Annotated in this window: 9 protein-coding genes and 1 tRNA gene; 7 read left to right on the forward strand and 3 right to left on the reverse strand. The window is 54.1% G+C overall.

The window, feature by feature from the left end:
* Positions 1-26 precede the first annotated feature (26 nt).
* The 7 genes from CEE36_01900 to CEE36_01930 all read left to right on the forward strand — a co-directional run bounded on the left by CEE36_01900 (position 27) and on the right by CEE36_01930 (position 10,689).
* Positions 27-1,082 (forward strand): hypothetical protein, encoded by a 1,056-nt coding sequence (locus tag CEE36_01900; protein ID TKJ43894.1) that lies wholly within the window; start codon positions 27-29, stop codon positions 1,080-1,082.
* A gap of 195 nt (positions 1,083-1,277) precedes the next feature.
* Positions 1,278-4,085 carry an excinuclease ABC subunit A gene (locus tag CEE36_01905; GenBank protein TKJ43895.1) on the forward strand — a complete coding sequence of 936 codons (2,808 nt, stop codon included), beginning with the start codon at positions 1,278-1,280 and terminating at the stop codon, positions 4,083-4,085.
* The gene (locus tag CEE36_01910; GenBank protein TKJ43896.1) at positions 4,082-5,497 is read left to right on the forward strand and encodes a hypothetical protein; all 1,416 of its coding nucleotides are present in this window, start codon (positions 4,082-4,084) and stop codon (positions 5,495-5,497) included. The genes CEE36_01905 and CEE36_01910 overlap by 4 nt, the downstream gene beginning before the upstream one ends.
* A 116-nt stretch (positions 5,498-5,613) precedes the next feature.
* A complete protein-coding gene (locus CEE36_01915; GenBank protein ID TKJ43897.1) occupies positions 5,614-6,762 on the forward strand; it encodes a cell surface protein in 1,149 nt (382 codons plus the stop codon).
* A gap of 225 nt (positions 6,763-6,987) precedes the next feature.
* Positions 6,988-7,061, forward strand: a tRNA-Ile gene (locus CEE36_01920).
* Between the two features lie 52 nt (positions 7,062-7,113).
* Positions 7,114-7,929 carry a signal peptide peptidase SppA gene (gene sppA, locus CEE36_01925; GenBank protein ID TKJ43898.1) on the forward strand — a complete coding sequence of 272 codons (816 nt, stop codon included), beginning with the start codon at positions 7,114-7,116 and terminating at the stop codon, positions 7,927-7,929.
* A 12-nt stretch (positions 7,930-7,941) separates the two neighbouring features.
* Positions 7,942-10,689, forward strand: coding sequence for a hypothetical protein (locus CEE36_01930; GenBank protein TKJ43899.1), 2,748 nt, complete (start codon positions 7,942-7,944; stop codon positions 10,687-10,689).
* A 130-nt stretch (positions 10,690-10,819) separates the two neighbouring features.
* Here the strand turns inward: CEE36_01930 and CEE36_01935 are convergent, their stop codons facing one another.
* The 3 genes from CEE36_01935 to CEE36_01945 form a co-directional block, all read right to left on the reverse strand.
* Entirely contained in the window at positions 10,820-11,683 is an 864-nt protein-coding gene (locus CEE36_01935; protein TKJ43900.1) for a hypothetical protein, read from the reverse strand.
* A gap of 200 nt (positions 11,684-11,883) precedes the next feature.
* The gene (locus CEE36_01940) at positions 11,884-12,264 is read right to left on the reverse strand and encodes a hypothetical protein (GenBank protein TKJ44049.1); all 381 of its coding nucleotides are present in this window, start codon (positions 12,262-12,264) and stop codon (positions 11,884-11,886) included.
* A gap of 1,402 nt (positions 12,265-13,666) precedes the next feature.
* A complete protein-coding gene (locus CEE36_01945; protein TKJ43901.1) occupies positions 13,667-15,016 on the reverse strand; it encodes a hypothetical protein in 1,350 nt (449 codons plus the stop codon).
* Positions 15,017-15,138 lie beyond the last annotated feature (122 nt).

Consider the following 15,138-nt stretch of genomic DNA (forward strand, 5'->3'; position numbering starts at 1 on the left):
ACCAAGTCAAGCGCTCAGGGGAACGTATGCACAGACTCCTAGGGCTTGACAAAGTCTGGTTTTATCTCTATAATTACATAACAAAGGAGACAGATATGAAAAAGTTAGGGGTTATATTAATCCTGCTTCTCTTCTTTTCCGTTCCAGCTCAGGCATGGGAGAGGACCTACGGCGGCAGCGAAGTGGAGGAGGGCTATTCTGTTCGAGAGACCCTAGATGGAGGCTATATCATCGCCGGGGGGACATACTCCTTTGGCAACCCTGGTGGTGATGTCTACCTTATCAAGACCGATGCTTCGGGTGACACCATCTGGACAAGGACCTACGGCGGCAGCCGCTGGGAGGTGGGCCGGTCTGTTCAACAGACCTCGGATGAAGGCTATATCATCGCCGGACAGAGAGGCAACATTGCCGACACTCTCATTGATGTCTACCTTATCAAGACCGATGCTTCGGGTGACACCATCTGGACCAGGACCTACGGCGGTAGCGACTCTGATGTGGGCCGGTCTGTTCAAGAGACCTCGGATGGATGCTATATCATCGCCGGGTCCTGCGCCGCTGGCAATGCTGTCTACCTTATCAAGACCGATGCTTCGGGTGATTCCATCTGGACCAGGACCTACGGCGGCAACGACGCTGATGGGAGCAATTCTGTTTGCGAGACCTCGGATGGAGGCTATATCATCGCCGGATATACACGCTCCTTTGGCGCTGACGAAGCGGATGTCTACCTTATCAAGACCGATGCCGATGGGAACTCCGCCGGCATAGAAGAGGATAAGGAAACGAGGTACGCTCCCGGGCTCCTGCTTGAGGTTCAATCGCTCAGTGAAGGCGAGCTCGATCTTTCCTACTTCCTGCCCGGCTCCGGCCTTGCCAGGGTGGAGCTGTATGACGCAGCCGGAAAGAGGGTCGGTGTTATTGAGGATGGTGAGAGACAAGCTGGTTGGCATCACATAACCCGGCCGCTCTCACTGCCTTGTGGCATTTACTTTGTGCGGCTTTCCGCCACTCTCGAAGAGGGATGTAAACTTGAGAGATTGAACATCACCGAGAAGGTTATACTATTGGGGAAATAGCTGTGTGCTAGGTTTCCCTCCCCCTGGTGGGGAGGGATTAAGGGAGAGGGGACGTCATTTCGCACTCCTCGCAACGACACCCCAACCCTTCCCTATCAAGGGGATTTAAAGGAAGCAGTATGCCAGTGGTTCCTCCAGGAGGGGATTATCAGCCTTGACTGATAACGATTTTGGACTTAAAATTAGGGCTACGCTATGGAACAGGATATCTTCATCAAGGGTGCGCGGGAACATAACTTAAAGAACATAGACGTAAGTATCCCGCGTAACAAACTCGTAGTGATCACCGGGATCTCGGGTTCGGGCAAGTCATCCCTTGCCTTCGACACCCTTTATGCCGAGGGTCAGCGTCGCTACATGGAGTCCTTATCGACCTACGCCCGCCAGTTCATGGGTGTGATGCAGAAGCCGGACGTGGACTTCATCGAGGGGCTTTCACCGGCGATAGCCATCGAGCCGCGCACCGCGGCTCGCAATCCCCGCTCAACCGTGGCAACCGTAACTGAGATCTACGACTACCTGCGTGTGCTGTTTGCACGCGTAGGCAAACCTTACTGTCCCAACTGTAACGTACCCATATCCAAGATGAGCACCGACCAGATAATCGATGCACTCCTTGCCTATCCTGATAAGACAAAGCTGGTGATCCTTGCTCCCAAGATTCGAGGGAGAAAGGGGGAGTATCGGGATCTTTGGGGTAAGCTGGCGCGCAAGGGTTTCGTGCGGGCACGGGTGGATGGAGAAATAATTGAACTGGATAGTCCGCCTATCCTTGAGAAGTACAAACAGCACACCATCGAGGTGGTGATAGACAGGATAGTGCTAAAACCCAACATCCGAAAGAGGCTGGCCGACTCGGTAGAACTGGCTCTATCCGAGGGTGAGGGGCTTTGCACAGTGCTTATAGACGGAAAGAATGAACGCATCTTCAGCCAGTCATTAGCGTGCACCCAATGCGGATTTTCCTATCCTGAGCTCTCACCCCGGCTTTTCTCGTTCAACTCTCCTTACGGGGCCTGCCCTGTATGCCACGGATTGGGAACAAAGATGGAGATCGATCCTGACAGGCTTATCGCCAACCCCAGGCTTTCCATACTTGAGGGCACGCTTACGCCCTGGGGTGAACCACAGGGGTGGGCATTGGCCCTGCTCAGGTCGGTCGCAAAACACTACAAATTCGATCTTGCCGCGCCCTGGGCCGAGCTGTCAGAAGAGACACGTAACATAGTGCTATACGGCTCTCCCGCCTCGGTTGAGGTCAAATACGTGGGTCGCTCAGGCCATCGTTATGAGGGCTACGAACGCTTCGAGGGTATCGCCAACAACCTGATGCGGTTGCACAGGGAGACTGAATCAGACTACCGCAGGCGGTATATCGAGGGGTTTATGTCCATCCTGCCCTGTCCAAAGTGTGGGGGCGACCGTCTCAAACCCGAGGCGCTCTCTGTACGAATCGGTGAGGCAAACATCCGCGAGATAACCAGGTTCTCGGTACGCGAGGCGACCGAGTTCTTTGCAAATCTCAAGCTCTCAAAACACAATCGCACCATCGTCAAGGAGGTCATCAAGGAGATCTCCGAACGCCTTCGCTTCCTGGTTGAGGTAGGTGTTGCCTACCTTACTCTGGATCGAACCGCGGATACCCTGGCAGGCGGCGAGGAGCAGCGTGTTCGCCTTGCCACCCAGATCGGCTCAAGGCTTGTGGGCGTAATCTACATACTCGATGAACCGACCATCGGTCTGCATCCAAGGGATAACAGGCGACTGCTGTCCACGCTCGCTAAGCTGCGTGATCTTGGAAACACGGTAGTCGTTGTTGAACACGACAGGGATACGATAGAGTCGGCAGATCACGTGATAGATCTTGGTCCGGGTGCGGGTGCCGCGGGTGGGCGGATCGTAGCGCAGGGCACTCCTGAGGAAATCAAATCCTCTAAACGTTCCCTTACAGGTCGCTACCTTACCGGTAAGTGTAAGATAGAGGTTCCATCCCACAGACGTTCCCCAAATCTCGATAAACTGGTGGTAAAAGGAGCGCGCCACAACAACCTCAAGAACATGGACGTAGAGTTTCCGCTTGGCCTCTTTATCTGCGTCACCGGCGTATCAGGATCCGGCAAGTCCTCCCTGGTCGCCGATATCCTCTACAGGGCGCTTGCCCGCCGCTTCTACCGCTCCCGCTCCAAGCCAGGGGCTCACGACCGCATTGAAGGTCTTGAGTATATAGATAAGGTCATTAACATCGACCAGTCGCCCATAGGCCGCACCCCGCGTTCTAATCCGGCCACCTACACCCAGGCGTTCGGCCCGATCCGTGAGCTCTTTGCCAAGACCAAGGAGGCGCGCATCCGCGGGTACAAGCCGGGCCGGTTCAGCTTTAATGTTCGAGGAGGTCGCTGTGAACGCTGCTCAGGCGAGGGCACATTAAGGATCGAGATGCATTTCTTGCCAGATGTTTATGTTCCATGCGAGGTCTGTCGCAGCAAGCGCTACAACCGCGAGACCATGGAGGTGCGCTTCAAGGGCCGAAATATCGCGGAGGTGCTTGATATGACCGTGGATGAGGCGCTTGAGTTCTTCCGAGACATCCCCCCAGTGGCTCGTAAGCTGCGACTTCTCAAGGACGTGGGCTTAGGATATATAAAGCTCGGGCAGTCCGCTCCGTCGCTTTCAGGAGGTGAGGCGCAGCGTATCAAGCTGGCAAAGGAACTGTCAAAAATCCCAAAGGGACATACGGTCTACCTCCTGGATGAGCCTACTACCGGGCTCCATTTTGAGGACGTAAAGATGCTTCTTTCGGTTCTGCAGCGCCTGGTGGAGAAACGCAACACGGTGATAGTGATTGAACACAATCCAGATGTGATCAAGTGTGCGGACTGGATAATAGACCTGGGGCCTGAGGGTGGTGATGAAGGCGGCCACATAGTGGCCCAGGGCCCGCCTGAGAAGATCGCAAAATCCGCAAAATCCTACACCGGTCGGTTCCTTAAGGGGATATTGTGAGATTCAAGCTCTCAGGATTGAAACCTCATACCGATATCCTCAAACAGATAGCAGGATTGACTGGAGACAAAGAACTGTACCTGGTGGGAGGTGCGGTGCGCGATCTGTTTCTTGAGCGAAAGACCCTGGACCTTGACTTCGCAGTTCAGGGCTCGGGTATGAAGTTCGCTTCACGGGTCGCTCGCAAGATGAAAGGCGCGTTTGTCACGCTCTCAGAGGAGGAGGATGAGGCAAGGGTCGTGATCCGCAAGGAACTGATCCTTGATTTCCGCGGCTTCAAGCGCTCGATCATGGATGATCTGGCATCGCGCGACTTCACCATAAACGCCATGGCACTGCCGGTCAAAGCGCTCCTTGAAGGTCAAGACCTCTCCCCCATCGATCCCTTCGGCGGTATCAACGATATAGAAAAAGGCCTGGTGTGTGCTGTAGACCCTGGTTCGATAAAGGCCGATCCACTGCGGATCCTGAGGGCATACCGCTTCGCCGCCCAGCTCAGATTCCGCATCGACTCTGCGCTTGAGCACGAGGCGGAGAGTACATCCCTTGAGGGTGTGGCACGCGAGCGCATAGCCTACGAACTCATGCTGATCCTGGGTTTTCCGCGCGTCTATCCACTGATCAATCGTATGATCGTTGCCGGGCTGATGCAGCAGATCTTCCCATTCGATGAGTTCTGGGCTGATTATGCTGTGCGGTCGCACTCGCTTGCAGTCCTAGGGACACTGGAGCGTATGCTTGAGGAGAGACGTTTCCCGCCCCTTATACGTGAAAGGATCGAGGAGATCGCCGCCGACCCTCACCGCACCGCACTTCTCAAATTGGCAACCCTGTTTCACGACGTTTCAAAACCCGAAACCAAGGTAAGGACCGATAACGGCAGAATGCACTTCTACGGGCACGACACCAAGGGAGCCAGAAAGATGCGCCGGACGCTTCAGAAGGAGCTGCGATTCTCCAGGGCCGATGCCGAATACGTGGAGCAGGTTATCGCAAGACACATGCATCTGCATCTTATCGCCACCGGACCCCAGCTTACCGAACGCGCGATGCGTCGATTTAGCAGGATGTGCGCGGACGTGGCCTCGGAGGTCATGCTGCTCGATCTTGCAGACGGCTTTGCCACCGCTGGCCGGACCAGACATCTGGAGTACACCATCGTCAAGATACTGGAACTGGCCATCCAGGACGCAAAGCGCGCAGCGTTTGTGCCATTGGTCAACGGGCATGATCTCATCGCCCTCGGTCTTGAGCCCGGCCCGATCTTCAAGGTTATCCTTGGGGAGTTGGAGGAGCTCCAGTGGGAACGCAAGATCACCACCAAGGAGGAGGGGCTGGCGATAGTAAAGGAAAGACTGAAGGAGGGCGAATACAACCTGCCCGACCGGGGTCCGACAAGTTCTTCACAATAAAACATCACACTTGACAATTCAAGAAATCTTTGCATACTAGAATTATGGAGGTGGCACCCTTTGTACCATTTAAGGGGACGTTTCTAAACAAACTAAACAACCAAAAGGAGGATGGCATGAAATCATCAGACAAGGTCAGGCATCAAACGCGGAGAGTCTGTCTTCTTCTACTATCTTTCGTGTTCTTTCTGTCCTGTGGAATCCCGGTCGGCCCGGAAGGCGCTCTTAAGTGGCGGTATCAGACCGGGGATTATGTGACCTCTTCCCCTGCCGTCGGTGCGGACGGCACGGTATACGTGGGGTCTCTTGACAACTACCTTTACGCAATCAAGCCGAACGGCTCCCTTAAATGGCGTTACCAGACCGTGTCTGAGGTGTGGTCTTCACCGGCCATCGGCTCTGACGGTATCATTTACGTGGGGTCTTGGAACTACCTTTACGCCATCAACCCTGATGGCTCCCTAAAATGGCAATATCAGATCTGTCAGACCGAGGATTGGGTGTTGTCTTCCCCGGCTATCGGCACGGACGGCACCATATACGTGGGGTCAAGGGACAACTACCTTTACGCAATCAACCCTGACGGCTCCCTAAAATGGCGCTACCAGACCGGGGATTATGTATGCTCTTCCCCTGCCATCGACACGTACGGCACCATATACGTGGGGTCAAGGGACAACTACCTTTACGCAATCAACCCTGACGGCTCCCTAAAATGGCAATACCAGACCGGGGATTGGGTGCACTACTCTTCCCCTGCCATTGGCGAAGACGGTACCGTATACGTGGGGTCTTGTGACGACTACCTTTACGCAATCAACCCTGACGGCTCCCTAAAATGGCAATACCAGACCGGGAGTATGGTGCGCTCTTCCCCTGCCATTGGCGAAGACGGTACCGTATACGTGGGGTCAGAGGACACCTACCTTTACGCCATCAACCCTGACGGTAGTCTCAAGTGGAGATACGAGACGGATCATATTGTGCACTCTTCCCCGGCCATCGGCACGAACGGCACCATATACGTAGGGTCAGATGATGATTACCTTTACGCAATCAACCCTGACGGTAGCCTCAAGTGGCGGTATCAGACCGGGGATTATGTGACCTCTTCCCCTGCCATCGGCACGGACGGCACCATATACGTGGGGTCTTATGACTACTATCTCTACGCAATCTACAGTTCCTCTCAGGGGCTTGCCCCATCCCCGTGGCCGAAGTTCCACCACGATAACATGAACACCGGAAGGGTAGGAGGACCGTAAAGGCAGCTTGAGGAAACCTTAGAAGGCAAGGGTATCCGGGAAGCACCAGAGGTGCTACCCCACGGCGTCTACTTCGTGCGGGTTTACACCGATAACCACTCCACTCAAACCAAACTGGTTCTGTTGCGATAAAAGATCAGTCCTTGAACAAAGGCTGCGCCATAGACGGGTGCAGTGCCGAGGGTTGACATAGCGGTCTTTTCCCCGTATCATTTCAATTAGCAAGGGCCTATAGCTCAGTTGGTTAGAGCGCACGCCTGATAAGCGTGAGGTCGGTAGTTCGACTCTACCTAGGCCCATTTTATTGCCTGAATGGACGAGCCAGCCCATCAAGCTTAAAAGGAGGTCAGTATGGGCCGTTTTATCCTGAAAAAACTCCCTTTTTTGATGTTTTCCGCGGTGTTTGTCTTAGGGTGTAAGGGCGGGCTGGGGCTTGTGGAGATAGAAGGTCCCATTGTTTCCTCGGAAGAGATCGTCAAGGACCTTAAGCGCTTCGAAGAAAACCCTGCAATAAAGGGCGTGCTTGTGGTGGTCAACTCACCAGGCGGAGGCGTGGGGGCAAGCCAGGAGATCTGCGAAGCCATTAAGCGTCTCAAGAAAGCCGACAAAAAGGTCGTGGTATCCATGTCCTCGATTGCGGCATCTGGCGGTTACTACGTCTCAGCACCCGCCGACAGAATAGTGGCCCTGCCAGGCACGCTCACCGGCTCCATCGGGGTGATACTGAACTTTCCCGTCTACGAGGAGCTCTTGGACAAGGTGGGTATTCAGCTCTATACCGTTAAGTCGCGCGAGCACAAGGACATAGGTTCGGGGTTCCGGCAGCCCACCGAGCAGGACACGCTTCTTTTGAAGGTAATGATAGACGACGTCTACGATCAGTTTCTGGAAGAGGTTGTGGCCGGACGCGGTCTGCCGTTTGACAGTGTTTATGCAATCGCCGACGGCAGGATCATCACAGGGCGTCAGGCATACTTCTACGGCCTGGTAGATACGCTGGGCACGCGTGATGACGCCCACCGGATACTGGCTGAACTCTGCGGCCTGGAGGGCACGCCCAAACTTGCCAAGATTCCAAAGAGGAAATCGTTCCTCGAGAGGTTTCTGGAATCTAAGTTCAATCAGCTTTTCCAGCCCTCACTACGATACGAACTCGATTTGAGGTAGAAGGAGAGAGGCTTGGCCGAGGAGGTACTTCTTCCACAGGTTCCTCTGCATGTGCTTGCGCGGATCGCACGCGACGAAAGGGTTACTCATGGAATCACCAAAACGAGATCCGTGCTGCTTTACACCGATATCTCGGGTTTTACGCCGCTTACCGATGCGTTGACCGCCGCAGGTAAGGAGGGGATCGAGTGGGTCACGGAGATACTCAACGACCACTTCTGGCGACTCTCTCGAATACTTGCAGACTACAATGGCATTCTCCTAAAACTGGGCGGCGACTCGCTGCTTGCCCGTTTCGACGGTGTGGATGCCGTTGACCGCGCAACCGATGCGGCATGGGAGATGCTTGACTGGTTCAAGGGGCATCCCGAGGTTAAGACTCGTAAAGGGGACTTCCCCCTCTCGATAAAGGCGATCGTGGGAGGCGGGGCATACTTTGAGGCGATCCTGGGCGATGAGGAAAAGAGCAACTGGTTTCCGCTGGGTGAGGTGGTTGAAGAACTGGCCCGCGCAGAAAAGGCGGTAGGAGCAGGTGAATTTATCGTAAAAAAGGGCTTGCAGGAGGAGATGTTTCCTTCTGAACCCTACCCTGTGATTGAGGATGCCGAGCGTGCAAAACTTGCCGGGGTGACGCGCTCGTTCCTGCCGGTAGGTAAGAGCGGAAAACCGGCACTCTCATCGGGTGGGGAATACCGGGTGGTAGCGCCTATCTTCCTGAATATGCACGGTTACGATCCGGCAAACCCTCGCTTCGACACACTCAACGAGTTCTATCTCGACCTTTACAGACTTCTTAGTGGATACCATGGGACAATCAACAAGGTTAACATCGCGCCTCAGGGAAGCACGTTTCTGATACTATTCGGTGCTCCTTTAAGCCATAAAGAGGATCGTGCCAATTCCGCCGCCTTCTTCGCTGAACTGGCGAAACTTACCACGCCCTTCAAGCTCAAGGCGGGGCTTGCATACGGAGCGTGCTTTGCCGGATTTATAGGTGGACCCCAGAAGGAGTACACGGTCATCGGCCAGCGGGTGAACGCCGCCGCAAAGCTCATGAGCGCCTCTGAGCCGGGCGAGTTTGTAATCACAGCAGAGGCCGCACAGAAGTTTGCCGACCTTTATGAAAGCAAGTCCCTCTCCCCTGCCGTGATCAGCGGGGTAGGCTACCAGCGATTTGAACTTGGCAAGGCCAGGAAAGTTCCAACCAAAGTGCCTGGCGAGTGGACGACGCACGAGCCAGAGCTCGATCGTGCGGTTGAACTTGCCTCGGGGGAAAGTATGGTGGTGGGGATCGCAGGCGATCACGGAATGGGCAAGAGCCGATTCCTGCGCCGCTTAGCCGAAAGGCTTGCTCCAACGCACGAGGTGCTTGAGGTTTCGCTCGATGAAAGAGGAGCCCCTTATCAGGTCTTTCGACGCATCCTCATGAGCCAGGCCTCTATCAAGGAAGATGACTCGGCAGACCTAAAGCATAAAAAACTTACAGACCATCTGAGTGATGTGGTAAGGAATGCTGGAGAGAGCCTCGAAGTGGACGAATTGCTGAGGCGTTTTGCATTCATCGCAGGGATGCTTTTCGGCCTGGGGCAGGCACAGGAAGAGATAGCCGCGTATTCCCCAGAGCTGAGGGTTGAAAACTTGATGGATGCTTTCCGCAGCTACATCCTGCGACGTGCTGCAGGGCGTCCTTTAGCGCTTCTGGTTGACGATCCTGCAAGAGGCGAGGTAGGTTCGCTTGAGATGCTTGCATTCGCCACACGAACAATACCTCGCCTTAGGCCCCAAGGGATAACCTTCTTCTTTACATACAACCCGGAGTTCGAAGAGACGTTCTGTAAAGGATTGGAGATACCACAAGAGAGTCTACAAAATGTTACCCTTGAACCGCTCTCCGCATCGGATTCAAGGGAACTTGCAGAGCGAATACTGGGTGCTGGGGCCGACGACGCGGTTCATCAATTCCTTTATGAACGCTCACTCGGCAATCCGTCGGTTCTTGAACAGTGGGCCGGCTATCTCCTGGATAAGAACTTGATCACCGAGATGGACGGCAAGTGGGTAATGGGCGAGGGGGTGGATGCGGCGGAGATACCGGATGACCTCTACAGCCTTGTCTTCTCCAGGCTAGACAGACTTCCCGAGGAGGTCCGCCAGACACTCAGACTGGGTGCTGTATACGGGATGCACTTCCCGTCTACGATTATTGCGCACATTATGAAAAAGGTTGATGTGGCGGGACTTATGTCCCCTGCGACAGCCTCCGGACTTATCTATCCCATAGAGGCGGGTGAGACAGAGTACGTATTCAGGCAAACGCTCGTGCGTGATGTTTGCTACGACTCGATCCTTCGAGGTGATCGTGAACGTCTGCACCGGGAGGTTACAAGGGCGATCGAGGTCCTTTACGTCGAATCGCTGGAGCGCTATTTTACGATGCTTGCCCATCACTCGGCCGAATCCGGCGACTGGGAACAGACGTTCAATTACAGCCTTCGCTCGGCCAAAGAGAACCGCCGGTTATTCCGCAACGAGGCGGCCAAGGTGTTGATCTCTTCACTCTCGCCTGAAAATGCAAAAGCTATAACCGATCTCTTCGTCCAGAAGTGGCTTGATAAGAAGCGAATATCTCCAGAGGTTAAGGAGGAAACCAGCAAAGTAGAAAAAACGGATGTAGGGGAGGAAGTGGCAGCCCGCGTAAAGGAGAAGGAAGACTTAAGTCACGGAGAAGGCTCCGGCGACCTCCCTAATAGACCTGAATAAACATCCGAGAGAATACATACCTGGAAGGCGGTTGAGAGTCCAAACACTGCGTAAGGATTTAAAAAAACAAAAGAAAACCCCGCGCCGAAACGCCGGCACGGGGCAAAAAGATCTTATCCGCTCCAAAAAATCAGTAGTGTCCTATGTGCTGGGCGGTCTGGAACGCGTAGCGAAGGTAGACTTTAAGGGCATCGCCCTCGCCTAACATAACAACAGGCGCGGTGGTAATATCTCCAACTACCGCGAACTTGCCGAAGTAACCATCAGCGGTCATGAAGTAGTAAACCTGATCCTTTTCAAGCATCACTGTGTCAGAGTAGGTAGCAGATGAATCCTTTACATCCAGCCAGTTCTGTATATGAACTTCTGCAGGCTCGACACCGTTTCTATTCTCGCTTCCAAGCGTCATCGTATTGGTAATGTAGAGATTTTCGCCTCCAGCATCTGTAAATAAAAAGAAATCCGCCTCACCGTTCGCTGTCAGATTTTCCTCAGGGTGACCAGTCGCACGATCAAAGCGAAGTGCGTTGTTTATACCCTCTTCAGGAGGGGTAGCATCAGGATTATAGCCTAGATAGGAGCCCGAGCCCCACGGGCGGGGATAGAACATGCCGCCGAAACCCAGGGTCGAAACCGTGTCGCCTACCATCTCGCCGCGGCCTTCAAAATAGTACTGCTTACCGTTCTTTAATCCGCCTTGCTCGATTATCGTGCTATCCGTGATGCCGGAGGCAACCGGCGTTCCAAGTTCACTACCAGGTAGATTACTCATATCAAAGGTGTCCACGTAAACGCTTACACCTTCAAGCCCTTCAGGCAGCTCGGCTGGAAAACCTTTGATCTCTATTCTAACGCTGTCGTCACCCGGAGTGGCGATTACCTTCAACTCCTCGGTGAGCAGTTTCTCTATCCCTTCAACGTCCGGGGGCTTGGGAATCAATCCACAACCAACGATAAGGATAGCTAAAGGTAGGGTTATCAAGATTTTCTTCATCTTACCTCCTTTGGCATCGGTTCAAGGTGAACCGGTTTTAGGCTCCGTAGTGGCGAATAACGCCCAACACCATAGCATAACTAATGTTTGGGTTGTGTCAAGGGAGACAACCAATCTTAAGGATCAGTAGTTTCCCACGCCCACTTGCGGTCTGCAAGAGGCATATCAAACATACCTGATCCTGGCTAAAGCACTATCTATCAGGGCAAAACAACCAGCTCTACGCGGCGATTCTGGGCGCGCCCGGCTTCGGTGTCGTTAGATTCCACAGGCATACTCTCGCCGTATCCACGAGCCAGGAGTCGTCCCGCAGGTATCCCGTGTGCACGGATCAAGTAGCCGCGCACCGCCTCGGCTCGGCGCTGGGAGAGCAAAAAGTTTCCCTCAGCCGAACCCTGGGAGTCGGTATGACCCTGGATCTCGATGCAGATATCCGGGTTTCCCTGGAGCACGCGCACCGCCTCATCTATGGCTGGATAGGATGAAGCCGGAATTACGGCGCTTCCTGATGGAAAGTAGATGCCGCTGATGCGGATACGCGCGTCGCTTCTCAGCATCGAGATCGTTACTGCAAGCGGCATACCCGCAGAAACCAGAACGGTCTCCCTCTGGGGCAGGTAACCTGGGGCAACTGCCTCGATCGTGTAGGAACCAGGCGGAAGGCTGAAGTGGGTCTCTCCAACCTCATCTGTAGCCAGAGTGATGGCTGCCACAGAAACCGAGACACCAGGTATGACACCTCCGGTTTGGCGATCGACAGTTTTTACTATAAGGTGTGCGCCGGTGCGATCCGGTTCAAGCTCTACCTCAAGCAACGCGGGCCGACGAGGGGTAAAGTTCAGGGTATAGGTCTGAGGCGTATATCCGGGCGCACTTACGGTTACCTTATACCGACCGTTCTGCACATCTAAAACACGCTCGCCGCTTAGGCCGATTACAAAAACGCCCGGATAATGATCCGCGATTGTAACCTGGGCGGCGAGGGGCTCGCCGGTAGAAGCATCCCTTACCCTGACGAGAAGCAAAGCCTTGCGTCTTACGATCTGCGGAACCGGCGAGTAAGCCAGGCCTACTGAGATCTGATTCACATACTCCCCGCCTTCAAGATCGATACTGCGGGCGTCAGGGGTAAGCCCAAAGTCAGCCGCATAAAATAAACTTATCCCGATATCGGTGAGGATCCTCACCCCGGGCGTCAGCCTCACGGGGAAGGAATCAGCAAACACCTCAGCCGTAAGCTCGATGTAGGGATTGAAGAAGTCGTAGCGTAACTCCGCACCCGCCCCTAGAAGGACACCGGCTTTCTCACGCAGAAGTCCTCCAAGATTGAGATGAGTTGTGAAAATCTCAGTTTCTCTGGTGGCAAGCACGCGGACGGAGCCGCCGAATACCCCGGGATCGAAGAAAGAAGAGCGCGTTGGCAGAAAGGTACGTGCGTCAATCCCCACGCTCCAGAACTCAAGCGGCCACGTGTACTTCGCCCCCAGCTCAAAATCCCAGAGAGCCAGGGTAGGTGAAACACCGCTTATAAGTTGCGGGTAGGAGTATCCCAGCCCCAAGGCAGCGCTTACTTCCAAGGGCTCAAATGGAACCCAGGAGCCGAACAGGCGAAAAACGGAGTTCTCCCACGTCCTGATGTCGGCGTCAAACATATGTTCGGCACCATGATCATCCCCGGCAAACGAGGCCCCTACAGTCCAGGCATACAACCCCTGGTTGCGGGCATCAACGACACGTGCCAGTCCTTCACCTCCTGAAACAACAGGTGCACCTTCAAGAAATACCAGCGATGCTGATATAAAAATTACCAAAGCTATGCGCTTCACAAACTCCTCCTTAAGTTCATACCTTCAACACTTAGCACTGCGATCTTCCAGATCGCGTTCACCTATATAAATGATAGGGAAGAAAGCACACTAAGTCAAGGGGTACGTGAGGTATAAATATCCCTCCTCTAACTATCCGATATCTAGTTTTTTTAAGTTAACGTATCGCTTCTGATAACCGTATACCGATCGTGCCGGGTGCAAGTTTGATAATCATACGAGTACCGTCCCTCAGGATAATCATCGTGATCTCTTTCCTATCGGGCTTGACCGAATCTATCGCTTCCCGGAGGTCTGTATAAACCCTGATCTTCTTGCGGTTATAGCTTATGATAACGTCCCCCGGCTCAAGTCCAAGGGAATCGGCCTGGGTTCCGGGCACGACCTCCTTGATCACCACCAGCTTTTTGACCCCTTTGATAGCTTGCCATGCGGTTTCGGTACCAACTTTGATTAACGCTGAGTAGGCGGCCTGACGCAGGGGCTGAGGTTCGCTTTCGTCTGCAAGTATCTGATCCAACAGGGCTTCTGAACCGATGCAACGGCGCGCTCCCAGAAGGTAGATGATTTGTTCCCTTAGTTCTGTGGATTCTTCCTCTCGGTACAGCTCAAGCAGCCCGGCCTCGATATCGGCTAGGGGTTCATCAACACACAGAATCTGCCTCAAGAGCCCGGCATGTGCAGCAGGTTCAAGCTCTTCATCCGGCCAAAGGAGTGCGGGAAGTGGAAGGGGCTTCTCCTCGTTGAGCTGGCAGTAGACGAAATCACGCGCGTCTTCAACCATCTCCATGGTTATCTGATGCTTACAAGGATAACGCAGGATCTCGGCGGGCACCCCGTGTTCGGCAAGGGTATCGACAGCCGCTTTGCCGTCGGCAAAATCCACGACATTGTCATACGCCCCGTGAAGAGCGCGGACAGCAAGACTCGATGCCGCACTGTCCAGAGGATGAATGGAATCTATCTCGACCTCAAACCATCCACCGACAGGAATAAGGCCGCGGAACAGTTCGGGGTAGCGGATTCCGACCTCGTAGGTCATCATACCTCCCTGGGAGAAGCCGTAGAGGAAGACCTTGCGAGGATCAACCGGATAGTCCTCTTTGACCTGCTGGATGCACTGAAGCACCCAGCGCGTGCTCTGCTCGACGGTAGCCTTGTGGAATTCAGGCGTTCCCCACATATACCATGCCCAGCCAAGCTCGCCGTCGTCTCGCTCAAATGGGAAAGGCGTCTCAGGGTAGAGGCCGATGGCATCTGCGGGATAGAACGACCGGGCGGTGCCCACGTAGCTCGACATGCGGTCGCCGAACCCGTGCAGAGCAACTATCAAGGGGTAGGTCCTGCTGGTATCGAAATCATCGGGCAACTCGATCGTGTAACCCAGTTCGATGTCGAAAAACGCGGTGTCGACTATCACCTCAGCCGCAGCCGGTGCAACTATTATGAGGGGTAAAACAAAAACTCTCTTCACTAATGCCTCCAGGTTGTAGGGGAATATACGCATTAACTTAATGATGTCAATTAAAACGGGGTGTCATTGCGAATCCTCGTAGGGGCTGACCTTCAGGTCAGCCCGATTATTAAAGAACGGGCCGACTTAAAAGTCGGCCATACGTTACTTTCACA

The organism is candidate division TA06 bacterium B3_TA06, from assembly GCA_005223075.1.
Lineage (GTDB): Bacteria > Hydrothermota > Tepidihabitantia > B3-TA06 > B3-TA06 > B3-TA06.